Below are 24,660 nucleotides of genomic sequence, written 5' to 3'. Positions count from 1 at the left end.
GTCCCCGGCCGGGGACGGTTCGTTCAGGCCGGTACGGGTTGCCGGGCCGGCCCGGCCGCATCGCCCCGGAGGCCACCGGTGCCCCCACGACCACCGCGCCGACCCCGACGCGCCGGCATCGCCGCCTCTCCGGGCGTTGCCGCCGTCTCACCGGGCGTCGGGATCCCGCCAGGGAGGCCGGCCGCCTCGGGCAGGGGGTCGAGTTCCCCGATCGGCCCCGCCACGACCGGATCCTCGGGCAGGTCGTCCCCCTCGGGCAGCGCGGCGAGTTCGTCGTCCCCGACCGGAGCGGTCGCCCCGGTCGGCTCGACCGTGCGGACGATCGGCGTGGACCCACGGGCCGGGGTGTCGAAAGGGTCGGGGCCGAGGTCCACCGCGCTGACCGGGAGGCCGGGCAGCCGACGCGGGTCACCGGAAGCCGGCAGGTCGAGGTCGTCGTCGAGCGGCCGGTCGTCGAGGGGAACGGGGGCCTCGTCGCCCGGAACCGGCTCGGTCGGCTCGCCGTGGACCCGTCGCTCCGCGTCGGCGTCCTCCACCGTGCTGGTCGCCATGCTGGGACGGTTGCGCAGGAACCGGCCCCGGCCCCGGGCGAGATCGTGCCCGACGGTGACCGCCTCCAACTCGTAGAGGGTGCGCTGGTTGCCGGCGTCGTCGATCCAGTCCCGGGTGTAGAGCCGCCCGGCGACGACGACCGGGTCGCCCACCATCACCGAGGAGGCGACCCCCTCGGCGAGCTTGCGCCAGCAGTTGACGCGGACCCGGAGGCTGTTGCCGTCGACCCAGCGCCCGCTCTCCCGGTCCAACCGGCGAGCGGTCGAGGCGACCTTGAAGTTGGCGACCAGCGTGCCGCTCTGCGCGGTCCGCCGCCACTCCGGGGCGGTCAGGACATTGCCGACCACTGTGAGGGATTGCAAAGACCTACCAACGCTGCGTCACCTCGAAGAGGAGTTGCTCTTCGTCAGCCGCTCGTGGATGCGTCGGGCGGCGGCGGCCACCTCGGGGTCCATGCCCATCAACTCCATGTCGACGTGCACCCGACCGGGCTGCACGGTGTCGGTGTGCCGCACCCGGGCGAGTTCATCGCGGAGGGCGGCGGCCTCGGCCTGGTGCCTCTGCGCCTCCCGCTGGGCGGCGGCGGCCCGGTCACGGGCCTGGAGCCCGTAGAGGTGCGCGCCGACGGCAAACGCGGCGGCGCCGAGGACGGCGGCGAGGATGCCGAGGGCGTTCCGGGTGGTCTGGATCTGGCTGTGGGTACGGCTGTTCCTGTGCATGGTTGTGCTGCTCCGCACTGTGAGGCAGGTGGGGGTGATTGGAGGGCGCGGGGCCCTCTCCGAGGCGCGGTGGTCCGGGCTCTGCCCGGGTGGCACGGGCCGGCGGGTCAGGCAGGCCGTGGGTCGAGAGCCTCGCCGTCGCGGCCGGTCAGGTGTGCGCGGGCTCGGGCGACGGTGAGCCGGTCGAGGGTGTCGGTGTCGACGGTGGCCGTGGCGGCCAGTCCCTGCATCTCGTGCCCGCCGCCGGGTGGCTTGGAGACGGGCGGTGGTGGGCTGTCGACCCAGGCGCCGGGGCCGTGGCCACACCGGTCGGGCCGGTCAGCGGCGGCCGGGCGCGCGGGCGTGGGGAGGATGCGTGGCACCTGCCGGGTCTGCGGGTCGCAGGGCTCCACGTCGTCGTCGCGGGTGGTGGCGGCCCGGTCGGTGCCGCGGTCGGGGCGCGCCGGCCGTCCGGATGGTCCCGCGCGGGGGTTGGCCACCTGCTCCGGGTCGACCTCCACCGGGGGCGCTACGGGTGCCGGCCTGGCGGGGCGGGGGGTGGGCAGCGGCGCGGGGGTGGCGCCGACGAGGGGTGGGTCGACGGGCGCGGGCTCCGGTGCGGCGGGGCTGGCCGGCGGGAGCAGGGCCGGCGGGTCCACCACGATGGGCGGGCCGGGTGGGGCGGGTACCTCGATGTCGACGGGCGGCGCGTCGAGGGGCGGCGCGTCGGGCTCTGGCTCGGCGGGTGCCGGCTCGTCGGCGGGCGTCTCGGGTGCTGGCGCGGGCTCGCTGGGCTCGGGCGGATCGTCGCGGTCCGGCTCGGTCGGCGGCGGCCGGTCGGCGGGGTCGTCGCAGTCCGGCGGTGGCCGGTCCCGGCGCGGCAGCACCCGGGGCGGGTGCTCGCGGGTGGGCCGGTCGAGTACGCGGTCGACGGCGCGGTCCACGGTGGCCGGCAGGGGGCGGTCCGCGGCGTGGGCCGGGTCGGAGTCGAGGGCGGCCAGGGCGGCGAGGGCCAGCATGGTGCCGCCGGCGGCGATGATGGCACGCTGGGTCCAGCGGGCGATCATGGACATTGGCCAGCACCTCCCCGCACGTCCGGGGTCCTGTAGAGACTGTCGATCTTAGTACACCTGTGCGACCAGGGAAACTCTTCGTGGCAGACGATTTACCGCAAGTTGCATAGATACGGTTCTGTCACGTGACGTTATGCCTGGAACGTTGCCCGTGCAACCGCCGTGCCCGAGTCGTCGGTCAGGCGGTGGTGAAGTCGAACATGTCGGCGCGGTACGGGCCCCGGGTCTGCGCTCCGACATGGATGGTCACCACGGGAACAACCTCGCCCAGCTCGATGCCCAGATCCACGCGTTCGGCGTCCGTCGGCATGCGACACACGATTTGGGCGGATCTAGGAACCCTGACATGTTGCCGAGTCTGCTGCTGCACCACGCGCGTACCGTAGCCACCCTCGGTGACAACCAGGCCCTCTCCGCGCAGCACGGCCAGTGCCCGGCGCACCGTTTCCCGACTGACCCCGTGGGTCTGCTCCAGGGTCTTACTCGACGGCAGTAGCGCACCGGGTTTCACCTGCCCGGACGCGATCAGCCCTCGCAGCAGGTCGGCGAGCTGCTGGTAGACGGCCCGCTCGGCGCGAGGGTCAATCACGGGCGAACCGTACGAACGACGCCGGAGTTGACAACCTGGGGTCCGGGGATCCTGGGGCCCCCAGGTACGTGGCCGCTCAACCTAACCCTGGACACACCACCGCCCCCGCGCCTGCTGGCCGGGGGCGGTTCTCTGCGTGGGCTACTGGTCGCCAGCTCGGCGACGTCGGATGAACTCCTCCACCGCGGCCCGCCGCACGAACCGGTAGCCGCTCTCCGACCGGTACCAGTCCTGTCCCTGCTCGCCGAACTTTCCGGCATCGACGCGGCGGCGAATCGTGTCGACCTTGTCCGGGTAGCCGGCAGCCTGGACGACATCCGTCACCTGCTTCACGGTGAGCCAATCTGAGTCCACGGTCGCCCTCCCTGCCGACGCTCGCAACTTTGGCGAGTCTCTCGATGATCGCAGACAGGGCAGGGCGAGCGCGGGAGCGGTGGGTGGCGACATGTCGTGAAGGCTAGCAACCTTTGGAACTCTGGCAACTCTGTGCCATGATGACCGGCATGAAGCTGACTGACCGGAGCCAGCAGCCGGCCCAGACCGCCAAGGACCTGGCCGCAGCCCTCGCCGAAGAACGCGCCATCATCGACGTCCAGCGCACCGACCAGCAGGAGCGCCGCCGCCTCGACGCCGAGCACCGCGACGCCCTGGCCGCCGTCGACGAGCAGTCCACGACCCGCCGGCGGGCCCGCCGCGAACGCGACCGCGACGAAATCGAGGGCGCCGAGCTGGCCGCCCTGTACCGGCGGGCCGCCCGGTCCGGCACCCGAGCCCGTATCCGCGCCGAGATTCAGCGGTCCGCCGAGGTGCGGGCGCTGCGGGTGGCCGGGGTGCGCCGGTACGCCCTGCTGCTGGGCCTGCCCCTCGTGGCCGGGTTCGCCGCCTACTCCACGCCCGGCGTGCAGCGGGGCATGGTCGAGCTGCTGGACCTGGAGCGGGGCTCGGCCGGCTGGTGGGCCGCGTGGGGGGTGGAGCCGCTGCTGATCGCGGTGGCGGTCGGGATCATCCTCGCCGGGTCGGTCCTACGGATGTCCGGTGGGCAAACCGACCGGCGGGCGGACGTCGCCAAATGGGGCGCGCTGTTCTTCTCCGTCGCCCTGAACCTGCTGGGCGGCTGGACCGGCAAGCACGACTCGGTGACGGCGCTCGGTGAGGCCCTGGCGCACTCGGTGGGGGCGGTCGGCGCGGCCGTGGTCGCGTGGCTGATCGGGGTTCTCGTCGACTACGCCAGCGAGGCGAAGCCGTGGGATGGCGCACCGCGGATCGCGGACCTGAACCTCACCGCGCCGGCCCTGGCGCACCCCGCCGCACCCGCGTCACCGGCCACCCTCGGCGGGCCCGTTGACGCGCCGCCGGCCCTGCCGGTGACGCACGAGCCGGCTCGGGTTGACGCACCGGTGGCGCAGCCAGATGACGCGCCCGTGGCGCAGTCCGCGCAGCCTGCGTCACCGCAGGTCACCTCCACTCTGACGCGGTACGACGCACCCCAGCGGCGCACTCGCGAGGTGGTGATGCGGCGCCCGGTAAGCGCCCCGCCTGCCGACCGTGACGCGGCCCTGGCGCAGGCCGCCGACGCGGTCCTGCGCAAGAAGGACTCGATCCGTGGCGCGGCCCGCGCTGCCGGCGTGCCGGACGCGACGCTGCGCCGGCACCTGACTCAACTGCGCACCGTGGCGCAGCCACCCGCTCAGAAGGTCAACGGCCACTCCCACGAGCTGGCCGGGACGAAGGAGAACTGATCATGCCCACTACGACCGCGCCGCCGACCCACTTCGTCAGCTTCGTGACCAGGTCCAGCCGCGGCTGGACGTCGATCACCCTGCCGGCCGGCATCCAGAGCCCCGCCGACATCGAGGCCATCCAGTCGTACCTGCGCACCCAGACGGGCCAGCCGGGGCTGACCGTCACCGGCTGGCAGCGCTTCGAGACGGAGGCCTCCCGGTGACCCGGCTCGCCGAACTCGAGCGCCGGCTCATCACGACCACCGACCCCACCGAGCACGCCCGCGTGCGCCAGCAGATCCGCGACGCCGGACTGGTCCACGTGGCCGACGCCCTCGACCGCATCGCCGCCAAGACCACCACCCGATGACGCCCCGGGGCGCGGCCCCCGCCGACCAAAGCAGCGCCGCGCCCCGGGTCACCTACCCACAGAGAGAGGCAGGACCCTCATCATGTCCCACTACACCAACCGGGCGCACCGTCGCGGTGACGCCGGACCCGGATTCCTCGTCGGCCTCGCCGCCCTGTTCCTCACCGTCGGCATGGTCGCCGTGGCGCTCGGATGGTGGTCGGCGTGACCGTCACCAACGGCCACAGGCCCACGCTGCGTAACTCTCCACTCTCCACTGGACAGTTCCGACCCTCCCCCGTCAAGCGCGAAACCCCGGCAGGCAAGCCGGAAACTCTCCACTCTCCGATTACCGACGGTGACGCCGGGGTGCGGCGGTGGCAGGCTGTCAAGGCGTACTTCACGCTGCCGTCACCGCTCACCGAGAAGGCCCCCGGCATCGACCAGATCCGCGCGTACGCCGACCGGGCCCCGTGGACGTCCCGCCACGACGGGCCGGTCCGGTTCGCCGGCATGGCCTACGCCCGCCTGGTGGCGATCCCCTACCTCACCTGGTCGCGGATCCGCGAGTGGATCGTGGCGCGGCCCGCCCGGCTGATCGTCACCGCGCTGACCGTCAAGTTCCTGTCCGAGCTGCCGCCGGCCGATTGGGCTGTCGAGCACGTCGTCAAGCCGGGCGTGGCGTTCGCGCTCTGGCTGTTCCTCTAACCCCCGAAGGAGAGATCACCATGATGAAGCCTCTGGCCTGGATCGGGTTCGCGCTCGCCGTCATCGGCGGCGCTGGCCTGGTCGGCGTTGGCCTCGCCTCAACCGTCCTGGTCGTCGCCGCCCTCGGCGCGCTGATCATCATCGCCATCGACATCGCCAAAGACCGCGTCCCGAACCAGTACGCGGTGATCGGCGCGTTCGTGTTGCCCTCGCTGATCGTGTCGATCAACGGCACGATCCCCGACTGGATCAACGCCCGACTCGGCGACCTGTGGGGGTGGGCGAACGACACCCTCGGAGACTGGGTGGGCACGACCACCGTCGGCCTCGCCCTGGCCGCCGTCGCCGTGTCGTTCCTCGTGTCGACGAAGACCATGCAGCGGGCGGGGCGGTAACCCGTGGAGATCCTGTTCTGGATTTGGGTGCTGACCTGGATGGCGAAGACGGCCACGCAGGACGTGCTGTACGCGTGGTCGGGGAAGCCGAACCCCCGCTACGAGCTGAAGAAGCAGAAGGCGCTCGCCGCCGGTCAGCCGGTCCAGGGCCAGCCCCGGTACGGCACCCGTGACTGGCTCGCCGACCTGCGCTCGGACGCGCTGGTGGCGCACACCGAGAATCGACGGGCGAAGGCCAAGGCCGCCCGGCAGCCGGTCGACGACATGCTCGACGTTGCCGAGGTGCGACCCGCCGACACCAAGCCGGCCGCTGACACCAAGCCGGCCGCCGAGCCGGACTGGCTGACCCCCGCCCCCGACGAGATGGACCTGCTCACCAAGGGCAACCCGACATGCCCCCGCTGTAACCTTGTGCTCCTGTCCCTCCAGTCGGACGGCTCCACCCGCTGCCCCGTCTGTGAACCGGACGTCACCACCCCCGACCAGTCGGACAGCCGCGCTCGATGCAACCGGCCCGGCTGCTTCGACGGCCGGATCATCGGCACTCGCTGCTGGCCGGGCGACCCCACCAGCTCGGACACCGCCGACCAGAACTGCGACCGGTGCGGGTGGCTGTCCTCCCACACCACCGGCAAGACGTGGGATCAGCTCGCCGACGAGTTCCACAACCGCCCGACCAGCGACCCGGCTGACACCCAGCCGCTCGCCACCGTCATCCCAATGTTCCCCACTATCAAGGAGGCACCCATGTCCAACGCCGAAATCACCGGCCTGCCCACCGCCATCGCGTTCGCCCGGGGCATGGCCGCCGCCCACCGGGCCGCGTCCACCGCCGGTGGCGAGCAGTACGTCGCCGCCCTGAGGAACTTCGAGGTCGGTGACGGCACCATCGCCACGGTCGCCACCGCGCAGGAGATGTCCGCGCAGGCCGCTGCCGCGTGGGAGCGGGCCGCCGCCGATCTGGCGAAGCAGACCACCGTCACCGAGGCGTACCAGGCCGTCCCGGACGCCGGTAACAAGCGGTTCGTCACCGGCGAGTAGCCCCGACTCCCGCCGTGCGGCGCAGGCCCTCCCCGGTCTGCGCCGTGCGGTGGAAGCCGGGACACCCGAGGGAGACACGATGACCACCAAGACCGTGGTGTCCGGACCGGACGCCCCCACCCGAGCACGACGCGTGGACCTGTCCGCACAGAGGGCACCTCACGTCGCCGTGGGTGCGCTCGTTCTCGCCGCCGGTGCCGCCCGCACCGCCGTGCACCTCACCGGCGACGAGGCCACCGTGGCGCAGTTCGTGGCCGGCACCGCTTTCGTCGTCGCTGTGGTCGCCGCCGCGGTCGTGTCCCGGAAGCGGCGGGTGTTCGGCCCGAAGGCCACCGCCCGCGCGGTGGCGTTCATCGCCACAGCCGCCGGCTGGCTCACCGGAGTCACCGTCACCGGCCTCAGCCTCGGCGCGGTCGGCATCCTCATGGCGTTCGGGTACGGCCTGGCCCTGCACTGGTGGCGGGAGCACCGCATCGACCCCGGCCCCGCCCGCCGGAAGGTCGACGAGCGTCCGTACGTGCAGCGGTGGAAGGCGAACCTCGCTGGCCCTGGTGCCGCCCTCACCGGCTCCGTGGCCATGGACGAGAAACCGGTGGAGGGTGGTGCTCGGTTCACGGTGCAGCTCGTTCCCGGCAAGCAGGAGCTCGCCACCGTCACCGGCGCGGCTGGGAAGATCCGCACCGGCCTCGGCTTGCGCGCCACCGACGAGCTGGTGGTGGAGCACCACCCTAGCCGCGACCAGTCGTACATCCGGGTGACCGTGTTGGAAGCCGCTCCCGTGCTCAAGCGCGACAACGTGTGGCCCGGCCCGGAGGCGTACAACCCGACGACCGGCAAGGTGGCGCTCGGCCCACACGTCGACGGGGACGGGTACGCGCAGTGGCGGGTGTACTCGTCGAACTCCATCTGGGGCGGTTTCCTCGTCGGCGCTCAGGGGTCGGGGAAGACCCGCATGATGGAAGGCATCGTCATGTCGGTCGTCGCCTCAACGCCGACGGCGGTGTTCTTCGCCGACGGGCACGGCGAAACCGGCGCGTCGTCGAAGCTGCTACGCGATCACTGCGACTACTTCGCCGGCACCGCCGACCAGCTCCGCACGATGCTCGCTGGTCTGCACCTGGTAGCCGAAGCCCGCTTCGACGACATGCTGTTGGACGACCTGGAAGGGTTCACCGCGACCGAGGACCGTCCCGGCCTGATCCTGGTCATCGACGAGTGCCACAAGTTCTTCGAGCACGACGACATCCAGTACACGGTCGCCAACATGATCACCGAGTTCCGGAAGGTGGGCTTCGCGGTCATCGCCGCCACTCAGTCCGCCAACCTCAACCGGGCGTTCGGCACCGGCGACGCCGCCGACGCACTGCGAGGCGCTCTCCTCACCGGCAACGGGGTGGTCTTGCGCATCAAGAGCGGGTCGATCAAGGACGTGCTCAAGCTGCCCTACGATCCGCGTGACTTCCCCGACATCCCCGGCTACGCCCGCATGGTCGACGAGTCGCGTGGTGCGGCGTTCCGGGGCTTTCGGGTCACCGACGAGCAGGTGGAGACTCTGCCGAAGCAGCTTCGCTGGCTGTCCTTGTCCCCGCCGGAAGCTGCTGCATTCGGTCCGGCCTACGACGAGCGGAAGCTTGTACGGGTGAAGGCGAAGGCGGAGGCGTTGAAGCGCCGCCAGCAGCGACAGGCCGGCATCCACACCCCGCCGCCGGTGTCACCTTCGGTTGCGGCAGCCACCGCGACGGGCGTCCCTCCGCAGGTCGTGGCAGAACTGCTGGAGGACGTGGTGTTCCCGGTGTGGCCGGGGTCGATGGAGCCGCCGACGCTCGACCTGTCCGACAGCCACCGGCGGATCCTCGACGCGGTGGGCGGTGGCCGTCAGCAGCCGAAGGACGTCATGGAGGCCGTCGGGCTGGGGTCGAGCCGCTTCTACCAACTCGCGTCCGAGTTGCAGGCGCACGGCTACCTGACGAAGACCGGCAAGGGCCCGGCGGCCCGGTACACGGCAACGGAGAAGGCGCACAGTCTCGCCGCGTGACACCCAGAAGCGCCCCGCCACCAGCACGGTGGCGGGGCGCTCTGCTGTCCACAAGATGCGAGGGTTATCCACAGGCGCGGCGTCGAGGGTTGCCCCACCCGCCGCAGGGCCGGCACGCTGACCGGGTCGACGCGGCCACTCCGACGGCACCGGCCACGCCCGAGGGCGGTGGGGTGCCCGACCAGCAGGCCACCGACGTCCGGGCTCGGACAGCACGAAGCGCCCCCACCGCCACGCAGGCAGTGGGGGCGTTTCTATAGCGCGCTTGACAGGCCCCTAAAGCGCGCTATACGCTATGGGCATGACGGCGACGGCAACCATCACCCGCACCCTCGACACCTACCCCGGCGAAACCCGCATCGATCACCTCTGGTCCATCACCATCGACGGCGAGCGCATCGCGGAGCTGTGGGTCGAGATTGCCACCGGCGAGATCCTCAACGTCTGGACCCACGAAGACCACCGGGGCCAGGGACACGCCACCGCCCTCTACCAGCAGGCCGCCAGCGAGATCGACATCTTCCACGCGCCCGTCAGCCACCGCACCGACGACGGCAACCGTTTCGCCGAGCGCGTTGGCGGACTCGTCATGCCCGACTGCAACACCTGCTGCGCCAACCTGTACGCCGACGAAGACGGAGACCAGTGGTGACCAGCATCGACGACCTTGCCCGCGCCATCCAGGACCGCCACGACATCGACACCCTCGCCGCCGCCCTCGAGTCCGTCGCCGTCATGGTCGACCAGATCGCGGACGACCCCGACCTCTGGGATGCCGACACCCGCACCCTCACCCCATCCGGCGTCGAGGTCGTCTCGCAGGCAATCGCCGAGTCGTACATGGTCGGTGCGGTGGCCACCAGCGCGCAAATCCTGCTGTCCGACATCGACGACACCGCCGCCGAGATCGCCAAGCTGGAGGAGGGGCACGCGGAGCTGGTGGCCCGCCGCGACGAGCTGATCCGCGCTGCCCTTCGCACCGAACTGCCGCGCGCCGACATCGCCAACGCTGCCAGGGTCAAGCCGGCACGTCTCTACCAGATTCGTGACGGTCGCCGCTGATCCACCCGGGTCCGAACACAGCGAAGCGCCCCCACCCCGGCCGCGAGGCCAGAGTGGGGGCGCTGGTTGTTTGGTCGGCACCCTCCGGACGGCCGTCAACGGGGGCACCGCGCTGGTGATCCTACCGGCGACCGGACAGCAGCCGCGCCACGGTCGCCGGGGCGTACACCCGGCCACGGGCGACCGCGGTCACGATCAGCGGCGCGACCACCGCCACCACACCGAGGATCGCGGTCTCCTGCTCGTCGGTCACCTCCAGGCCGAACGCGACGAGGAGAGCGAGGGTCGCGGTGACCGCCGCGGTGATGCCGCCGACGGTCCACAGCGGCTCGGTGCTCTGCGAGGCCGGCACGGTGCTGCCGGGCTGGGTGGGTCCGTACTCCATGAGGTGCCTCCAGGTACGACGAGGCCCGGACCAGCGCGGTCCGGGCCGAGGTTGGTCAGGTCAGCAGCCAAGCGAGGCGCGCAGCTCGGCGACCTCCAGCGCGATCCGCTGGCCGCGCTCCGTCTCCGGCGGCGGACTCCGGTCCGCCAGCACAGTCAGCAGCTCACACCACCGCTGATCGGCGTCGGCCTGCGCGCGGTGCGTATACCAGATACCCGCCCCCGACACGGCCAGCACGGACACTAGGACGGCGAGCAGCGCGTACCACACCGGGACAGGCCGCCTGTACGGGCTCACCGCGGATCACCCGCCGAGGGCGCGGACGAGGGCAGCGGCGAGGGCGAGGGCGGTGCCGGCGATGCTGGCGCCGACGACAACGCTGCGCCCGGGGTATGCCCCGCCAGCAGCAGATGCACGACCCCCGGCCCGGCCATCAGCGCGGCGCTCACGAGCAACGCCGGCCAGTCCGCGCCCGTCTTCAACGCGTACGCGAACCCCGCCACCCCGGCGGCGAGCGTGGTGAGGTCCCGCACCAGCGGGATGCGTTGCTGCAGCGTCACTCACGTGCCTGCCCCTGGCCGGCGGTGGCGAGCAGCTCGCCCATCCGTCGGAGCACCTCCGCCGCGTCGAGCGTCCCGTCCTGTCCCTGCTGGACGAGGGCGAGCAGGTCGGCGTCCCGGCGGGCGGCGGCCTCGTCGCGCTCCCGTTCGGCCTGGGCGTGCTCGTCGAGGCGGGCGAGGATCGCCCGGCCGTCGACACCCTGCTGCGCGTCGATCAGGGCCCGCACCTCGCTGCGGAGCGCGGTCACCTCAGCTCGGGTGCGGGCTGCGTCGGTACGGGCGTCGAGCAGGATCGCGGACGTCGGCCGCACCGCCGGCTTGCCGTCGACCGGCGGCAGGTTGTAGTCGCGGTACGGCTGGCTCCACACCTCGGCAGCGACCTCATCGGCGCTGGGCATGTCGTCGTCCTCTCCGGCCAGCGCGTGCTGGACCTTGGTCAGCAGGTGGTCCCAGGGGAAGTTGGGGCCGGGGTCGGTGTGCGTGGTGCCACCCCACGCCCGGCGCATGTCGTCGTGGCCGTAGAAAGCCCGGACCCGGGGGTTGGACGTCATCTCGACGACGGTGGCGCGGCGGGGGGCGATGTCGTACTCGCGGCACACGACGGCGAGCACCTGGGCGAGCCGGTCCCACGCCACCCGCTGGAGCCACTGCTCCCTGGTCCAGCCGTTGACCCCGGTGATCTCCACCGCGATGGCGTTCTCGTTACCGGTGCTGGAACCGGCGTGACCGGCGCGGGCCCGGGTGTCCAGCGACTGGATCACCGAGTCAGCGTCGACGTAGAAATGCGCGCTGACCTCGTCTGTGCGTCTGGTGGCGTAGCTTGCTTCCTGCTCGGCGCTCGCGTCGTTGCTGGTGTTGTGGATCGCGATGCCGCATTTCGTGCTGTCCCGGTCGCTGTAGGCGTTACGTCCGGCGACGTACCTGACCCCAGAGACGATCACTGCCCCTCCTCGGGAACCTCGGGGGGTTCTGGGATCTCGACGGGTTCCTCGATGACCGGGGCGTCAACGAACCGGAAAACGGTCTTCGGCGGTGGCGGAATCTGCTCCGGCGTCGGGTCGTCCTGCGAGTACACGTTCCCGTCGGCGAGGTTCGCGTCCAGCAGCCCCTGACGCTCAGATTCGGGGATGTCGCGGCGGGCGAGCAGCCAGCCCGAGAGCCGCCACTCTTCGATAGAGAACATCAGTTCCTCCCTATGGAGACGGTTCGACGAGTACATACCGGTTGAGCACCGCCGCCGTGGCACCCGACGTGTCGCTGCGGAACAGCGACCGCACGTTGTAGGCACCGCCCGGGGTCAGTCCGGGCACCAGGGTCCGCCGCTCGGCAGGCGAGTACTTGTAGCCGACGTCGGAGTTGTTGGGCCGCCACGGGCCTGCCGCGCGGGTGTCGTCGGCGGTCACGGCGACGGTGCCGGATCCGACGGAGCTGCCGATGCGCACCTCGAACGCCAGCAGGGAGCCGGCTACGGACGTGACGGCGTTGGTGCCCAGCGAGGCGGAGACAGTGATGTACACCCGGCCGCTAGGCGGGGCGGTGAACGCTGTCCCGTGGGTGGTGCCCGGCTGGTATGCCTGCGACGACGTCGTGTCGTTGGCGGCCTGGTGCGCGTCGACCGGCTGCGGTGTCGACTCGATGCGCTGCAGCTCCGTCTCGACCGCCTCGGCGAGATCCTGGGTAGCGCCTGCGATGTCCGGCGGGTCATCCGGCTCCAGGTACGGCAGGCCGTATATCGACGTTTCTCCAGCCATGATGTCCTTCCGTGGTCAGAGGGGGATCACTGTCAGGTTCCGGCCGCCGAACCGTGCCTCGCCGCCGGGATCCATCTCGGAGACGTAGCGCGCGGTGAACGTGTGCAGGCCCGGATTGAGGCCCTCGTGCAGTACCAGCCGGGTGGCGGTGGGTCCGGACCCGGCGGGCCCGTAGTAGGCCAGCGACGGCGGGGTGTCACCCGTCGGCACGGTGGTGGCTCCACTGATCTCGTAGGCCATTTCCCCGCCGCCGGCCGCGACGAGCATGGTGATGGTGGACGTGATCAGGACCAGGCACCTACCGGACGGGCCGATCAGCACGTCCGACACGACCGGCCCGGGGGTGGCCAGGTCCCCCCAGGTGGACGAGGACGTCGTCTCGTAGGCGGCCACCGTTTCCGACGTGGTGCGGATCGCGTCCAGGGCCGACGCCGCAGCCGGGGAGCCGGGGATGGTGAGCCGGCCGAGGATCGCCCACGACGAGGCAGCCTGCCCGGTGGTGAGGATGGCCACCGTGTCACCGGGGGCGAGCACCAGCACCTCGGTGGTGTTGAGGACCGGTAGGTCGGTGACGTTGACCCCGTCGACCTCGACTGTGCTCTGCGCTGTCGTCGGATCCCATGCCCGCACAATGCCCTGCCTCAGCTGGACCCCGGCGGTGGGCTGCGGGACGAGCAGCGGCACCAGGTCATCGGACGGGTACGACACTAGAGCCTCCCGAGCAGGATGGTGGTCTGCTGGCGGGTGGAGGCGGGCATCGCCTCACCTGGAGCCAGCGGAACGGTGAGCCGGTCGATGACGTGGATTTCGGAGCGGCCCGGGTATCGGACCCGTATCGGGTCGCCCGGCTCCAACGCCGGGTTGGGCACTGCGGTGAAATCCACCGCGTACGGCAGGCCGAGTTGGGCGGTCAGCAGCGACGCGGCGGCGATGTCCGCCTGCCCCTGCGAGGTGATCAGGGGCGACGAGTACCGACGCGGGACTCTGCCGAACGGGCCGTCCCACCATGTCGGGCTGGCGGGGTTGTTGTCGACGACGACGGCCCGTGCCGGTGTGGACGTGTCCGCGCCCTCGCCCACCGCGATCACCCCGTTGTACACGCCCTCCCGGGTCAGCCTGCGGCCGATTTTGACGAGCACCCCGCCCTCACCGTGGTTGACCTCCCACACCGGCTGAGCGGAGGAGACGGGTGTGCGGATGACGAGGACACCCCGGTGGTCCCACCACCACGATTTGCCCACCGACGTGACGAGGTCGTGGAGGACCTGATACCGGTCATCATCGGCGATGATCTGCCGGCCGATCTGCTGGTCGGCGGTACTGTCGTCCCACTCGATGGTCACCCACGGGTAGATGTCCGTCACCAACGTGGACATAACCTGCCCGTAGGTGGTGGTGGCGGGAAACTGGACCGGGGCAACCATCCGCCCGTCCACAATCCCCGACATGCGGTCCCGGCCCATGACACGGATCGGGCCGCGCGGGGCGTCATCCTGCTCCGGCGTATAAATCCGGTAGTAGCCGAGGGACACCCACTCGGTGACGCCGTTGCCGTAGCGGACACCCCGCCGCACGAACAACTCGTTGCCGTACGGGGCGAGCAGACTCGACGCGCGGGTCGGCCACAAGCTCCCCTCAGTGGTGAGATCGAGGGTGGAGCGGACCTGCGCGGACCCGTCCATCTGCACGTCGCCGTCGAGGATCGGAATGTCCGTGCCGTCCGGGTTGACCCCGGTCGAGCCGGGGGCCACCACACGTGCCTGCACCACCATGCGATGCGAGCCCCGCAGAGCGCGGAGGAAACGCTCGCTGACCGGTCTCATGGCACCACCACATCGGCCGGGTCGCCCACCAGCTCCAGCAGGTCGAGGCATGTGTCGTGGGCGTCGAGCACGTCCTGGCAGGTCGCGTACGTGTTGAGCACCGTCTGGCAGGTGACTGTCGCCCCGACCACGTCCGGGCCCGGTGCCGCGACCTCCACGCAGGGCAGGGCAAACACCCGCTGCACCAGGTCGACGGTCGGCGGGGTGATCTCACGGACGTCCCCGACCGTCACATAGCCGCCCGGTACCGCGCTGACCCGGCCCGACGCGGCGGGCACGTGCACCAGCAGCACATCACCGGACGCCAGCACCAGGTCCAGGTCGGAGGCGTCGTCCGCCGTGTCTGTCACGACCTCCAGTACCCACTGCCTGGATCCGCGCACATCGGTCACCGCCACCGGGTAGGACCGGCCGATCACGTCGAACACGCCAGCCCGGCTGCGGCGGGTTACCTCGCCGTACCCCCGCACCGACACGACACGGTTAAGGAACGGCCGGATGAGGGACTTGAGCCACACCCCGGCCAGGGTCGGGGTGATCTGGTCGGTCTCTGCCCCCAGGGTGCGCCCGCTGTCCGGGTCGTAGACGCGCACCCGGAAGAAATTCGCCGCACGATCGGCGAACTCGTAGTCATCGGCACGGACCGCAGCCCCGGCGGTGCCGTCACGGTCCAGGCCACCGCGCACCGTCGTCCACCGGATCGAGTCCGTGGACCGCTCGACCACGGCGGTGCCGTAGCTGGTCACGTCGTCCCAGCTTGCGGTGACCGGAAGGGTGTTGGTGTTGGCGCTGGACAGGATGGACCGGTGCCCGACCCGTCCGGCGGCGGTGATGCTGGCGTCGGTCTGGTCGATCTGCCACGTAGTCGGCTGCTCACCTGACGCCAACCACGCCCGCGCGCGCAGCCTCGACCCGACCACCTGCAACCGCAGGCCGTGCATGGCGCCAGCGACGTGCGTGAGGCCAGTGGTGTGCTGCACGATCAGGCTCTCCGTGCCGGCGAGCCGCTTGCGGAGGGTCAGGATCACCCCGGCCGTCGTGCTGAACTCCAGGCGGGCCAGGTAGCAGGTCGCCCCGTCGTCGGTGGACCGGGCCACCAGCGACGCGAACTGGCTTCCACCAACGGCCAGGGCATCCGTGGAGACGGTCGCGGACCGGTCCGAGTCGGCCGCCCACCCGGTCAGTGACCAGCGGGAGACGTTGACCGATCCCAACACGTGCTTACCGACCCCATCGGCCACCTGAAACGCGGTCGCAGCCCCCACGGTCAGCCATGTGTGACCCGAGTCGGACACGCCCCACCCGTCGGTGACGGCCCGGGTGAACGTGTCCCAGATGCCGGGGGCAACCCCGGCCAGTCGCACCCGCGACAGGGTGTCGTCGTAGGTGAGGGACAGCACCGCAGCCGACTGGATGGCCTCCACGTACGCGTCGAACACGGCCGTGCGGGCGGTGCCGGTCAGGCTGGACAGCGACAGGTCCCCGCCCGGGAAGAATGACTCCCGCAGTGCGCGGGACATCTCGATCTGCACTCCGGCCCGGGTCGCCCCGTCGTTGCAGATGTTCGTCGGATCCGCGCCCGCAAGCTCACTGGCGGCTATGGTGACCACGAACCCGGCCAGCTCCAACGCCGCCTTGATGCGATCCCGCAGACCGGCGTCGAGCCCCCCGATCAGCGTTTCCGCGACCCCAGTCGTGCCGGTGTACCCGTGAAAGCTGATCACCCGGTGGGCTGCGGCGACGAGACTTTCGCACATCGGCTCATCAAAATTACTGCTGGTGATATGCAGCTCGGCGAAATTGTTCGCCGGCTGAATCCCCGCGAACTCGTAGAACGCCATCCGGTCGCCAGCCACCGCGCGGGCGACCGGACCCGCTCCGGCCTCGATCAGACCGCCGTGGATGGCGATGGCCGCCCACGTCGACCCGGTCGGCCGGATCGCCGTCCGCGTGTAGTCCACACCCTCCGTCTTCGCGGCGGCGAGCGCGGCGTAGTTCGGATACAGGTCAGGCACGCGTCTACCTCCCCGCCCCGGCGCTCACGCGCCTCCGCAGCCCCCGGTTGTGGTCCGCCACCTCGACCCGCACCATCCCGCGCAACTCCTGGTCGCCGATGAACACCCGCACCTCGGTGGTCCCTGCGGACTGGGTCAGCGACGCGGTGGCCGGGATGATCTGCTGCCCGTACCAGCGGGCCGCCCGCGACAAGATGTCCAGGCTCCGCTCGGGGTTACCGTGCCGCGGGATGAACGCCTCGCCGCCCGTGGCCGGCTCCGCCCACGCGTACCGGGCCGGGGAGACCGGGGCGGCGATCTGCGCCTCCCGCAGCACACCCTCGGCCGCGTGCTCGTACACGCCACCCCACCGGTTGAACTCGCGGGGCCCGCCCCGGGCGGTGTATTGCTCGGCGATGATCCGCTGCCGCACCGTGCTGGTCTTGTCCAGGTTCACCGACGCCAGCCACTGCCTGTACGCGCTGACCTGACTACGCGCGGGCCCCGTGTCGGCCTTCACGGTCCGGTTGATGTTCGGGATGCCGAAAAGGCTGTTCGCCAGCGCAACAGCTCGGCCCTTCTCGACGCCCATCGCGTCGGCGGCGGCGAGGAACTTCGCGCGGCTCTGCTCAATCACCTCAGAGGCCATCTGGTGATTGCCGGTGGTTTCCCGAATCGTCGCAGCGTTCTCCTTGGCGGCCTTGGCAGCGGCCATCAGCATCTGAAGGTTACGCTCCCCGGCCTCCGTGTTCTCGTTGATGCCCTTACCGGCACCCTCCTTCGCCGCCTCACCCAGCTCGCGGAACGCCGACGCCATCCGCATGTTCGCTTCAAGCGCGGTGAAGGCACGTCCGGTGGACTGATCCAGGAAATCCGTGAACGTCTGCACCGGCGGTAGCGCATCCCGGGCCGCGTCACCAACCCCACGGACCCCCTCGGACGCACGGTCCGCCTGCGCCCGGTACCGGCCCGACGCGTCGGCGGCGGCGATCTCCGCATCGGTCATCCCCGCCGTTTTCAACGTGGCGAAATCAGCGGCCTCGGCCGTGCCCAGAGTCGCCTTGCGGTACGCCTCAGCCTCCGCGCTGCCCGCCTTGAAACCGTCGGCGGTCAGGTCAAGCTGGATATTGAAGTTCTCCAACGCGCCGCCAGAGGACATCCAGTCCTCCAGCCAGTACCGGCCCCGGTCAATGGCGGTGTCCGTGGAAGCAGCAAGCTCGTCCGTGGCCCCCTTGACCTGGGCGAGCGCGTGCACCGCCTCCCCGGACACTCTCACCAGGTTGGACATGGCCGTCGTCAAGCTGTCGATGGCCGACGCGCCTTCGTCGGCGTCCTCCGACAGCAAGGTCAAGGTGTCGCCAGCGGCGTCCCCGAGACGGTCGAAACCGCGAGCCAGCGCATCCACCGCCGGGTCGGCGCTGTCCATCACGTCCGCGACCCCGGCGACCACCTTGCGGGCACCGGACAGAGCGCCGTCCACGAGAGGATCCACGAACCGGTTGGCCCGGAAGATCCGGTCCAGGTCCGGGCCCAGCGACCGCCAGCCGGCCCGGATGTCGTCGATGACATCCAGAACGACCGGCGTGAACCCCGACGCCCGCTGCTCAAGGTCACCGATGATGAACTGACCCAGCTCGCTCCCGGCGGCCTTGACCGCAGGGTTGCGGGCGGCCAAGACGACACCGCCGATAACACCGCCGCCCGCAACACCGCCAGCCACCGCACCGGCGACAGCGGCACCCAGGGTGGGGGCGAGCCCCGCCGCCAGGACCGCGCCAGCCGCTGCGCCGGCCGGGCCGAGCGGTGCCCGCGCCAGCAGCGGGCCGATCCGCTGGGTGAACGACATCGACACCTGTTCGGCCAGCTCGGCACCCATGTCGTCGGCCGAGTCGACGTCGAGCAACTCCCGCAGGTTGGTCTGCCGCCGCAGGTTGCGCCGCTCGACGTTGAGCTGCTTGTTGAGGTCCGCTCGCTCGGCCTCGTCGGAGGTGGCGGCGATAGCCCGCGCGAGATCACGGATTCCGCGCGAGGTCTCGTCGATCTGCCGGTCCAGCCGCTCAGCGTCGGCGCGGAGCCGGTTCAGGCCCTGGCCAGCGTCCCGGGCGGAGTCCCCGAGATCCTCGGTCGACTCGGCGGCCCGCTCGGTGGTGGTGGCCGTGTCCCGGGCGGAGTCGGTGACGTCGTCTAGGGCGTCCTCGAGCCGGTCCGCCGCGCCGGCGGCCCGGTCCATGCCCTTGACGAACTTGCCCTCGTCGACGTCGAGACCGACCTTGACGATGCGGGCCACCACTCACCCCCTCGGTACGAGCCGGACCGCGTGGATCAGCGCCCCTGGATGCTGCGGATTTAGGTCGGCTGTCGCCTTCTCTGACCGGTGGAGTGCGGCGCAGGCGTGACACTGCACTGGCGTGCCCTCGACCGGCAGGTAGACCGCCGTGGCCTGCGGGTTGTTGAAGTCGTGCTCCAGCTTGGTGCTTTCGGCGAGCGGCTCCCCGCACCTGCACAGCCCGGCCTCGTGCTCCTCGAGTGCCTCCAGCCACGCGAGTTGCTCGGCGTTCCACTCGGACTCCGGCACCGACCGGACCAGTCGGCCAGCGTCGTCGTACTCGTAGACCGTCGCCGGCTCCCAGCCCTCCAGGCGGCGGAGGCTTACGCCGAGGGTTCGGGAGAGCCGGACTCGCCGCCGCAGTTCGGGTTCGGCAGCAATCCGGCCACGGAGAAAGGGAGGTCCACCTGCTGGACGTTGAGGTTCCAGCAGGTCCGCCACAGTTGCCGCCACTGGTGGACGGTGAGCAGTTCGCCGTCCGGGTCGAGCAGCGCCGCCCATGTCTCGTCGGTCAGTTCGGGTGCGACGGTGGACGCCCGGACCAGGGCCGGCAGGAACGACTCCCGGTTGACGCCCATCCGGGCGTCCTCCTCGTCGCTCTGCCGGGCCGGGTGCGTCTCCACCAGGTCCAGCCACACCTTGCGGCGCAGCGCCCGGAGCCGGAACACCACGGTGGCGGCCTCCACCTGCTCCCGCAGCGTCTCCATCCGCTGGACCTGCTCGTCGGTGCCGTCGCCGGCCAGCCGCGGGTCCGCCGCCGACTTCAGCTTCCTCGCCGCCACGGCCTGGGCGAGCTGCTGCCACTCGCCGGCCAGATCCGGGCGGGTGCAGATCGACACCTCATCCTCCGGCAGGCGCGCGCCGGTCAGCAGCGTATTCGGGTCGGTCACGCCGCGACCACCGCGTCGATGACCACGTCACCAGTGACGAACAGGCGCTGCGTGGCCGTGTGCACCGAGTTGGCGCCGTTCCAGTTCTTCATCGGCTCACCGGCGGTGATCGGCCACACGTCGACGATGTCGCCGGCGGCGTACGCCTGGGCGCGGGGCACCCCGTAGCGGGTGACGATGTACCCGGTCACGCCCTCCTCCAGGGTCAGGTACGCCTCGTTGTTCGTCGGGTCGTCCGGGTTGTGCACGTACGTCATCGTGAGGCTCTTGGACTTGCGGCCCGGTTGCTCGAACGTCTGCGTCGAGGCGATCCGCTCGTCGGTGACGGTGGCCTGCTCACCGGACGGGGTGAACCCGTCGCCGGTGACGTAGCCGGCCAACTCCTGCGCGCCGACCGCGGACACCTCCGCCACCGTCGGGGCGGTGCGGACCGCGATGGTCGGCACGAAGTCGATGCGCAGGGTGCCGTCGGACGGCACCGAGGTGGGCAGCGGGGACGTCATCGGGTCGACTCCTTACTCGCGGTCGAGGTCTTGCTCTTGCTGGTGGTCTCCGACGGCGGCAGGGCACGACCCAGCCGGTCCGCCGCGTCGCCGTCCTTCACGATCTCGACGCCGCCGCGCTCCACGAGCTGCTCGGCCCGCCGCGCCCCGACGCTGTACTCGGTGCTGTTGCTCTTGTCGCGGATGCGCACCAGGTCCGGCACGACTCCTCCTCAGGTGTGGTGCCGGATCAGCCCGGCAGAGATTCCAAGCGGTACTGGTCGATCTGGTCGAACACCCGCCGGCCCGTGGACTCATCCACGTCCGGCGGCAACGACGCATCCTGGCGGATCGGGTACGGTCTGCGGCCCGTCATCGCTGGCACGACGTCGAGCAGCGCGACCCGCACCCTCCCTGCTGTGATCCGCGCGGCGGTGTCGTTCGCGCCGACCGAGTGCACCGTCGCGGTGGCCACCCCCCGGCTCGACCGGCCCTCGATGGTCGGGCCGAGGTCGTAGCGGACGCTGATCCACGCCACCACGTACGGCAGGGCGGTGGTCGCCGTCGGCGTCCCGCCCTCCCCGTCGGGGAACACCCGCAGGCCGGGAACAGCCCGCAGCAGGGACAGGAACGCCGTGGCGTGCGGGTCGTCGCTCACAGCCGCTCCAACGCCTGCTCGGCGGCGATCCGTAGACCGCGCTCGAAGTCCGGCGCCCACTTGTCCAGGGCCGGGTTGACGTGCGGGATCGGCGCGCTGTTCGGGGTGCCGTACTCGAAGATGTTGTCCAGGTGCCCGGGGGTGCGTTTCGGGCCGCCACCGATCACCTTGTCGCGGTCCGGGCCGATCTCCGCGTCCACCCCGTCGCCGACACCGCGGTCGTTGACGTCGTAGCTGATCGTGTACGGGTACAGGGGGGCGTGCGCGATGCCCGAGGAACGCTCGCGCGCGGTGTCCCGGATGTGGTGGGCGGTAACCTGCGTGGCCTTCACGACGTTGCGGTGCGCCCCCTCTGGCACGTCGTGCAGTTCGGCGACCAGCCGGTCAGCGCCGAACGTCCTCACGTCGATGCGCATCAGCTCGTCGCCTCCTGAATACCCAGACGCCGTGACGTGGCGTGGCTCTTGGCGAACTCGGTCCGGACCACGAACAGCCGGCCCACCAGGTCGGGGTCGTTGGCGCAGGCGGTGATCCGCACCCGGTGGCCGGCACGAACACCAGGAGAGGTCGCCACCGGCAGTTGAAGCACGCGCGACAACATCAGCAGTTCCGCCTCGCCGACGTTCGTCTCCCCGGCCGTCGTGGTGGCCTGCTGCACCCGGCAGCGGCCCGCGTACACCTGCTCGACGGTGTCCGTGACCTCACCTGACTCCGGGTCGGTCGTAGACCCGGTGACCGTCTCAATCTCGCACCCGTCGGTCATGAGCCGCTCCGCCGCGCGCCTGCCTCGAGCAAGCGCCGATACCAGGGACATGTCAGCCCTCTTCCACGGTCAACGCACGCACGGCCACGCCGTGCGGCGTCCTGGCTGATCAGGCGATGAGGATGCCGCGGTAGTCGGCGGCGACCTCCGACCACGGCCGCCCTGCCGTGATCGGCTTGCCGTTGTAGCGAACCGTGTAGTCGTCGATGGACTCCGAGGCCGCGTCACCGGGGTGCTCGTACATCCCGGCGGCGATCTCCAGCACCGCCTTCTTCACGTCGTCGGGGACGGTGGTGTACCCGTACGTCAGGTCCACCTCGACGACGTCCGGTGGGAACGCGTACCAGGTGCCGAACCCCGCCGAACGCCACAGCGCGTTGTGGCGCAGCGTCCACCCGGTGATGACGTTGCCGTTGAGTCGCACCTGCGAAATCTCGGTCACCGGCCGGTACGGGATCTCGATGTTCGTGCCCGGCCCGCCCTGCACCGTCCACGTGGCTGTTGTCGGGGAGAAAGCGGCGTCGGCGGCGCGGGCGAAGTCGCCTGACGCCAGTGTCAGCGCCAGCGTCGCGGCAGGCTCGTCGAGATCCTGCTGAAGGTAGGAGGCCAGCTCCTCAGGCGTCGCGTACATCGGCATCGCTGGCCCCCTACCCCTTGTGCGGTTGTCTCGGTCAGCGGGTGGTGGCGTTCTTGCCGACGTCCTCCGGCGGCACACCGGGCGGGGTCTGCTGGTAGCCACCCGGGGTCCGGTACATGTCCGTCGTGTAGATCGGGCCGGGCATCGGGGGCGGCGGGATCTCCCCGCGGGCGATCTGCCCGAGGGTTTCGTCGTCGATGCCCATCTTGTCGACGAACTCCCGGGTCAGGCTCGGGGCCTTCGCCAGCGCCGCCGCGAACAGCTTGTCGCCGCCGGCGTCCGGGCTCACGCCCGGGGTGACCTCCGCCGGGATCCGGGCCGGGTCGACGCCCGGCACGACCGAACCGGTCGCGGCGAGCAGTTCCTCACCGTGGGTGCCCTTCAGTCCGTCGCTGTTCGACTCGCTGAACGGCTGGCCGCTGCGCGGGTCGACCGGCACGTCGTCCGGCTTTGTGGCGAACGGCGCCGACTGGCCCTCCGTCACGATCACGTCGCCGCGGACGGGGGCGTTGGTCACGGACGCGTCGCCGGCGATCCGCTGCTCGCCCTCCGCCTGCGCGGTGGTGCGGGAGTTGGACGTGTCCTGCGACGCCCGGGCGGAGGTCGCCTTCGCGGCGGCGGTGCGGGTGTCCGCCTTCGCTTCCGCCTTGTCAGCGGCACGTTCGCCGCTGCGCTGCGTGTCTGCCATGGGTCAGCTCTCCGATCAGGTGGTCAGGGTCAGGACGCGGAACGCGCCGGCCGTCGAGACGTCCGCGCCGACCCGCCAGAACGCGTACCAGGCGCCCTGTCCGGTCGGGCGGCGGTTCGCGCCGAGCACCACCGGGTCGTAGACCACGGACATGCCGACCCGGTCGACGATGTAGTACTGGCGCATATCACCGAACGCCAGCACCTTGGCTCCGTTGGCGAACGCGCCGGCCACGCTAGTCGACTCCAGCAGCGGCTTACCCAGCAGCGTCGGCACCGGGCCCGAGTCGTTCACGATCGACGTGGTCGAGCCCGTGAACGACGGCACGTTACGCAGGGCGTTGATGGTGGTCAGGTTCGCCAGCCACACGTTGTTGGCGCGCGGACCCCGCCAGCGGGCCGGCAGGGCACCCATCAGCGAGTACACCGACGCGGCGGTCGGACCGGTCGCGGCGGTGCCAGCGGCGGCGGCGAGCGTGGTGCCCCGGGCGAGCACACCGTTGGGCTGGCCGGTGCCGGTGCCGACAGCGAACGCCGACTCCTCCAGCCGGTCCTTCGCGTCGGCGAGCAGCTCGGGTAGCTGCTGGGCGATGTCGGAGTCGCCGAGCACCTCGTAGGAGCCGAACAGGTACGCGTCGGCCTTCTGCGGGGTGATCTTCAACTGGCCGACCGTCGGGGTCGCGTCGGCGGCCTCAATGCCTTCCGCCGTCCACTCCGCGCTGACACCGGCCGAGGTGACGCCGTTCCAGTCGTTCGTGGCGGTCGTCTTGATCGTCGCGTACGCCCGGTAGGGGTTCGCCGACCCGTTGTTCGTCAGGATGATCGTCGGGTCGAGGGTGAACGGCACCAGGTAGCCGCCGTTGGCCGGGGTCAGCGACAGGGCCGCCCGCGAGGACATGCCGCCCGGGTCCTCCATGTACGACTGGAACGCCGCCAGGTACTCCGGGGTGCCGGTGATGAGCATCTGCCGGGCGACGGCGGTACCGAACCGGGCGCCGGTCTTCTCGACCAGCTTGGTGGCCTGCTCCGCGCCGTCGTGGGCGAGCGCCCAGTGGTCGGTGCGGTTGGCGTACTGCTCGATCGCGGCGACCGCCCGGGCCCGCACGTCGGCGGGGTCGGCCAGGCCGGCGCGGATCGCGTCGAGGTTCTCGTACGGGTTGCGGATCGACCGGCGCCGCCCCAACTCGGGGACGCCGCGTTCGGCGATGCTGCGCTCGCTGCGGTGCGGCTCGTCGACGGGCTCGTCGTGGTTCGCCTCGTTCAGCGACGCGCGCTGCACGCGGGCGATGCGTTCCTCCCGCTCGGCGAGGGGCTTCAGCTCCTCGGCCAGCAGGTCGGCCTCGGCGAGCAGGTCGTCGAGACGCTGGTGCGCCGCCTCGTCGGCCTCGCCGCTCCGGTCGAGCTGCTCCAGGGTTGCCAGGTCAGCCCGGATGCTCTCCATCCGGGTGCGGATCTCATCCGCGCGCTTCAAACCCATCAGG

Annotated in this window: 35 protein-coding genes; 10 read left to right on the top strand and 25 right to left on the bottom strand. The window is 71.1% G+C overall.

The window, feature by feature from the left end:
* Positions 1–23: 23 nt before the first annotated feature.
* From GA0074694_RS34215 to GA0074694_RS15350, 5 genes are all read right to left on the bottom strand, one after another.
* Positions 24–899, bottom strand: coding sequence for a single-stranded DNA-binding protein (locus GA0074694_RS34215; RefSeq protein WP_245714759.1), 876 nt, complete (start codon positions 897–899; stop codon positions 24–26).
* A gap of 33 nt (positions 900–932) precedes the next feature.
* Positions 933–1,271, bottom strand: a complete 339-nt coding sequence (locus GA0074694_RS15365; RefSeq protein ID WP_091459252.1) for a hypothetical protein — start codon at positions 1,269–1,271, stop codon at positions 933–935.
* Between the two features lie 107 nt (positions 1,272–1,378).
* The gene (locus GA0074694_RS15360; protein WP_091459250.1) at positions 1,379–2,323 is read right to left on the bottom strand and encodes a hypothetical protein; all 945 of its coding nucleotides are present in this window, start codon (positions 2,321–2,323) and stop codon (positions 1,379–1,381) included.
* A gap of 178 nt (positions 2,324–2,501) precedes the next feature.
* Complete coding sequence (locus tag GA0074694_RS15355) at positions 2,502–2,912, bottom strand: GntR family transcriptional regulator (protein WP_091459248.1); 411 nt, start codon at positions 2,910–2,912, stop codon at positions 2,502–2,504.
* 141 nt (positions 2,913–3,053) lie between these two features.
* Positions 3,054–3,266 carry a hypothetical protein gene (locus GA0074694_RS15350; RefSeq protein WP_141714147.1) on the bottom strand — a complete coding sequence of 71 codons (213 nt, stop codon included), beginning with the start codon at positions 3,264–3,266 and terminating at the stop codon, positions 3,054–3,056.
* Between the two features lie 149 nt (positions 3,267–3,415).
* Here GA0074694_RS15350 and GA0074694_RS15345 point away from each other — a divergent pair, with 149 nt between their 5' ends.
* The 10 genes from GA0074694_RS15345 to GA0074694_RS15310 all read left to right on the top strand — a co-directional run bounded on the left by GA0074694_RS15345 (position 3,416) and on the right by GA0074694_RS15310 (position 10,223).
* Positions 3,416–4,651: a hypothetical protein gene (locus GA0074694_RS15345; protein WP_091459243.1), complete on the top strand. Its 1,236-nt coding sequence runs from the start codon at positions 3,416–3,418 to the stop codon at positions 4,649–4,651.
* Between the two features lie 2 nt (positions 4,652–4,653).
* Positions 4,654–4,857, top strand: coding sequence for a hypothetical protein (locus GA0074694_RS15340; protein ID WP_091459241.1), 204 nt, complete (start codon positions 4,654–4,656; stop codon positions 4,855–4,857).
* Positions 4,854–5,003, top strand: coding sequence for a hypothetical protein (locus tag GA0074694_RS31685; protein WP_176737960.1), 150 nt, complete (start codon positions 4,854–4,856; stop codon positions 5,001–5,003). The genes GA0074694_RS15340 and GA0074694_RS31685 overlap by 4 nt, the downstream gene beginning before the upstream one ends.
* Positions 5,004–5,085: 82 nt before the next feature.
* Positions 5,086–5,211, top strand: a complete 126-nt coding sequence (locus GA0074694_RS33660) for a hypothetical protein (protein WP_281190022.1) — start codon at positions 5,086–5,088, stop codon at positions 5,209–5,211.
* A gap of 140 nt (positions 5,212–5,351) precedes the next feature.
* Positions 5,352–5,690, top strand: coding sequence for a hypothetical protein (locus GA0074694_RS15335; RefSeq protein WP_091459239.1), 339 nt, complete (start codon positions 5,352–5,354; stop codon positions 5,688–5,690).
* Positions 5,691–5,710: 20 nt separating this feature from the next.
* Positions 5,711–6,085 carry a hypothetical protein gene (locus GA0074694_RS15330; protein ID WP_091459237.1) on the top strand — a complete coding sequence of 125 codons (375 nt, stop codon included), beginning with the start codon at positions 5,711–5,713 and terminating at the stop codon, positions 6,083–6,085.
* Positions 6,086–6,088: 3 nt separating this feature from the next.
* The gene (locus tag GA0074694_RS15325) at positions 6,089–7,126 is read left to right on the top strand and encodes a hypothetical protein (protein WP_091459235.1); all 1,038 of its coding nucleotides are present in this window, start codon (positions 6,089–6,091) and stop codon (positions 7,124–7,126) included.
* A 79-nt stretch (positions 7,127–7,205) separates the two neighbouring features.
* Positions 7,206–9,161, top strand: a complete 1,956-nt coding sequence (locus tag GA0074694_RS15320) for a P-loop NTPase family protein (protein WP_091459233.1) — start codon at positions 7,206–7,208, stop codon at positions 9,159–9,161.
* Between the two features lie 301 nt (positions 9,162–9,462).
* On the top strand, positions 9,463–9,813 hold the full coding sequence (locus GA0074694_RS15315) for a GNAT family N-acetyltransferase (RefSeq protein WP_141714145.1): 351 nt from the start codon (positions 9,463–9,465) through the stop codon (positions 9,811–9,813).
* Positions 9,810–10,223: a hypothetical protein gene (locus GA0074694_RS15310; protein ID WP_141714143.1), complete on the top strand. Its 414-nt coding sequence runs from the start codon at positions 9,810–9,812 to the stop codon at positions 10,221–10,223. Before GA0074694_RS15315 ends, GA0074694_RS15310 begins: the two co-directional genes overlap by 4 nt.
* Before the next feature lie 121 nt (positions 10,224–10,344).
* Here the strand turns inward: GA0074694_RS15310 and GA0074694_RS15305 are convergent, their stop codons facing one another.
* The 20 genes from GA0074694_RS15305 to GA0074694_RS15210 all read right to left on the bottom strand — a co-directional run bounded on the left by GA0074694_RS15305 (position 10,345) and on the right by GA0074694_RS15210 (position 24,656).
* Positions 10,345–10,608 carry a hypothetical protein gene (locus GA0074694_RS15305; RefSeq protein WP_091459227.1) on the bottom strand — a complete coding sequence of 88 codons (264 nt, stop codon included), beginning with the start codon at positions 10,606–10,608 and terminating at the stop codon, positions 10,345–10,347.
* Positions 10,609–10,668: 60 nt separating this feature from the next.
* Positions 10,669–10,905: a hypothetical protein gene (locus GA0074694_RS15300; RefSeq protein WP_141714141.1), complete on the bottom strand. Its 237-nt coding sequence runs from the start codon at positions 10,903–10,905 to the stop codon at positions 10,669–10,671.
* Positions 10,902–11,168, bottom strand: coding sequence for a hypothetical protein (locus tag GA0074694_RS15295; RefSeq protein WP_091459223.1), 267 nt, complete (start codon positions 11,166–11,168; stop codon positions 10,902–10,904). The genes GA0074694_RS15300 and GA0074694_RS15295 overlap by 4 nt, the downstream gene beginning before the upstream one ends.
* Complete coding sequence (locus GA0074694_RS15290) at positions 11,165–12,109, bottom strand: peptidoglycan recognition protein family protein (RefSeq protein ID WP_091459220.1); 945 nt, start codon at positions 12,107–12,109, stop codon at positions 11,165–11,167. The genes GA0074694_RS15295 and GA0074694_RS15290 overlap by 4 nt, the downstream gene beginning before the upstream one ends.
* On the bottom strand, positions 12,106–12,351 hold the full coding sequence (locus tag GA0074694_RS15285; protein ID WP_091459218.1) for a hypothetical protein: 246 nt from the start codon (positions 12,349–12,351) through the stop codon (positions 12,106–12,108). Before GA0074694_RS15285 ends, GA0074694_RS15290 begins: the two co-directional genes overlap by 4 nt.
* 10 nt (positions 12,352–12,361) lie before the next feature.
* Positions 12,362–12,919, bottom strand: coding sequence for a hypothetical protein (locus tag GA0074694_RS15280; RefSeq protein ID WP_091459217.1), 558 nt, complete (start codon positions 12,917–12,919; stop codon positions 12,362–12,364).
* A gap of 15 nt (positions 12,920–12,934) precedes the next feature.
* Complete coding sequence (locus GA0074694_RS15275; protein ID WP_091459215.1) at positions 12,935–13,627, bottom strand: hypothetical protein; 693 nt, start codon at positions 13,625–13,627, stop codon at positions 12,935–12,937.
* Positions 13,627–14,742, bottom strand: a complete 1,116-nt coding sequence (locus GA0074694_RS15270; RefSeq protein WP_091459213.1) for a DUF5047 domain-containing protein — start codon at positions 14,740–14,742, stop codon at positions 13,627–13,629. Before GA0074694_RS15270 ends, GA0074694_RS15275 begins: the two co-directional genes overlap by 1 nt.
* The gene (locus tag GA0074694_RS15265; RefSeq protein WP_091459211.1) at positions 14,739–16,757 is read right to left on the bottom strand and encodes a poly-gamma-glutamate hydrolase family protein; all 2,019 of its coding nucleotides are present in this window, start codon (positions 16,755–16,757) and stop codon (positions 14,739–14,741) included. Before GA0074694_RS15265 ends, GA0074694_RS15270 begins: the two co-directional genes overlap by 4 nt.
* A 4-nt stretch (positions 16,758–16,761) precedes the next feature.
* Positions 16,762–19,023, bottom strand: coding sequence for a hypothetical protein (locus tag GA0074694_RS15260; protein WP_141714152.1), 2,262 nt, complete (start codon positions 19,021–19,023; stop codon positions 16,762–16,764).
* Between the two features lie 3 nt (positions 19,024–19,026).
* Positions 19,027–19,311 carry a hypothetical protein gene (locus tag GA0074694_RS15255; protein ID WP_091459307.1) on the bottom strand — a complete coding sequence of 95 codons (285 nt, stop codon included), beginning with the start codon at positions 19,309–19,311 and terminating at the stop codon, positions 19,027–19,029.
* Positions 19,312–19,385: 74 nt separating this feature from the next.
* Positions 19,386–19,952, bottom strand: coding sequence for a hypothetical protein (locus GA0074694_RS15250; RefSeq protein WP_091459305.1), 567 nt, complete (start codon positions 19,950–19,952; stop codon positions 19,386–19,388).
* Entirely contained in the window at positions 19,949–20,455 is a 507-nt protein-coding gene (locus tag GA0074694_RS15245; RefSeq protein ID WP_091459303.1) for a phage tail tube protein, read from the bottom strand. The genes GA0074694_RS15250 and GA0074694_RS15245 overlap by 4 nt, the downstream gene beginning before the upstream one ends.
* Positions 20,452–20,658 carry a hypothetical protein gene (locus GA0074694_RS15240; protein WP_091459301.1) on the bottom strand — a complete coding sequence of 69 codons (207 nt, stop codon included), beginning with the start codon at positions 20,656–20,658 and terminating at the stop codon, positions 20,452–20,454. The genes GA0074694_RS15245 and GA0074694_RS15240 overlap by 4 nt, the downstream gene beginning before the upstream one ends.
* Before the next feature lie 26 nt (positions 20,659–20,684).
* Positions 20,685–21,092, bottom strand: a complete 408-nt coding sequence (locus tag GA0074694_RS15235; protein ID WP_091459299.1) for a hypothetical protein — start codon at positions 21,090–21,092, stop codon at positions 20,685–20,687.
* Positions 21,089–21,508: a hypothetical protein gene (locus GA0074694_RS15230; protein ID WP_091459297.1), complete on the bottom strand. Its 420-nt coding sequence runs from the start codon at positions 21,506–21,508 to the stop codon at positions 21,089–21,091. Before GA0074694_RS15230 ends, GA0074694_RS15235 begins: the two co-directional genes overlap by 4 nt.
* Positions 21,508–21,906: a DUF6093 family protein gene (locus tag GA0074694_RS15225; RefSeq protein WP_281190024.1), complete on the bottom strand. Its 399-nt coding sequence runs from the start codon at positions 21,904–21,906 to the stop codon at positions 21,508–21,510. The genes GA0074694_RS15230 and GA0074694_RS15225 overlap by 1 nt, the downstream gene beginning before the upstream one ends.
* Before the next feature lie 58 nt (positions 21,907–21,964).
* Positions 21,965–22,492 (bottom strand): head-tail connector protein, encoded by a 528-nt coding sequence (locus GA0074694_RS15220; protein WP_091459293.1) that lies wholly within the window; start codon positions 22,490–22,492, stop codon positions 21,965–21,967.
* A 34-nt stretch (positions 22,493–22,526) separates the two neighbouring features.
* Positions 22,527–23,180, bottom strand: a complete 654-nt coding sequence (locus GA0074694_RS15215) for a hypothetical protein (RefSeq protein WP_091459291.1) — start codon at positions 23,178–23,180, stop codon at positions 22,527–22,529.
* A 15-nt stretch (positions 23,181–23,195) separates the two neighbouring features.
* Complete coding sequence (locus GA0074694_RS15210; RefSeq protein ID WP_176737963.1) at positions 23,196–24,656, bottom strand: phage major capsid protein; 1,461 nt, start codon at positions 24,654–24,656, stop codon at positions 23,196–23,198.
* Between the last annotated feature and the right edge of the window lie 4 nt (positions 24,657–24,660).

Source organism: Micromonospora inyonensis (assembly GCF_900091415.1).
GTDB lineage: Bacteria > Actinomycetota > Actinomycetes > Mycobacteriales > Micromonosporaceae > Micromonospora > Micromonospora inyonensis.
This window is presented reverse-complemented; position numbering and strand designations above follow the sequence as displayed.

Coding starts and splice junctions, on each gene's coding strand:
- GA0074694_RS15365 (WP_091459252.1), bottom strand. CDS start 1,271: ATGCACAGGAACAGCCGTACCCACAGCCAGATCCAGACCACCCGGAAC.
- GA0074694_RS15360 (WP_091459250.1), bottom strand. CDS start 2,323: ATGTCCATGATCGCCCGCTGGACCCAGCGTGCCATCATCGCCGCCGGC.
- GA0074694_RS15345 (WP_091459243.1), top strand. CDS start 3,416: ATGAAGCTGACTGACCGGAGCCAGCAGCCGGCCCAGACCGCCAAGGAC.
- GA0074694_RS15340 (WP_091459241.1), top strand. CDS start 4,654: ATGCCCACTACGACCGCGCCGCCGACCCACTTCGTCAGCTTCGTGACC.
- GA0074694_RS33660 (WP_281190022.1), top strand. CDS start 5,086: ATGTCCCACTACACCAACCGGGCGCACCGTCGCGGTGACGCCGGACCC.
- GA0074694_RS15330 (WP_091459237.1), top strand. CDS start 5,711: ATGATGAAGCCTCTGGCCTGGATCGGGTTCGCGCTCGCCGTCATCGGC.
- GA0074694_RS15320 (WP_091459233.1), top strand. CDS start 7,206: ATGACCACCAAGACCGTGGTGTCCGGACCGGACGCCCCCACCCGAGCA.
- GA0074694_RS15315 (WP_141714145.1), top strand. CDS start 9,463: ATGACGGCGACGGCAACCATCACCCGCACCCTCGACACCTACCCCGGC.
- GA0074694_RS15305 (WP_091459227.1), bottom strand. CDS start 10,608: ATGGAGTACGGACCCACCCAGCCCGGCAGCACCGTGCCGGCCTCGCAG.
- GA0074694_RS15285 (WP_091459218.1), bottom strand. CDS start 12,351: ATGTTCTCTATCGAAGAGTGGCGGCTCTCGGGCTGGCTGCTCGCCCGC.
- GA0074694_RS15280 (WP_091459217.1), bottom strand. CDS start 12,919: ATGGCTGGAGAAACGTCGATATACGGCCTGCCGTACCTGGAGCCGGAT.
- GA0074694_RS15270 (WP_091459213.1), bottom strand. CDS start 14,742: ATGAGACCGGTCAGCGAGCGTTTCCTCCGCGCTCTGCGGGGCTCGCAT.
- GA0074694_RS15245 (WP_091459303.1), bottom strand. CDS start 20,455: ATGACGTCCCCGCTGCCCACCTCGGTGCCGTCCGACGGCACCCTGCGC.
- GA0074694_RS15230 (WP_091459297.1), bottom strand. CDS start 21,508: ATGCGCATCGACGTGAGGACGTTCGGCGCTGACCGGCTGGTCGCCGAA.
- GA0074694_RS15225 (WP_281190024.1), bottom strand. CDS start 21,906: ATGTCCCTGGTATCGGCGCTTGCTCGAGGCAGGCGCGCGGCGGAGCGG.
- GA0074694_RS15220 (WP_091459293.1), bottom strand. CDS start 22,492: ATGCCGATGTACGCGACGCCTGAGGAGCTGGCCTCCTACCTTCAGCAG.
- GA0074694_RS15215 (WP_091459291.1), bottom strand. CDS start 23,180: ATGGCAGACACGCAGCGCAGCGGCGAACGTGCCGCTGACAAGGCGGAA.
- GA0074694_RS15210 (WP_176737963.1), bottom strand. CDS start 24,656: ATGGGTTTGAAGCGCGCGGATGAGATCCGCACCCGGATGGAGAGCATC.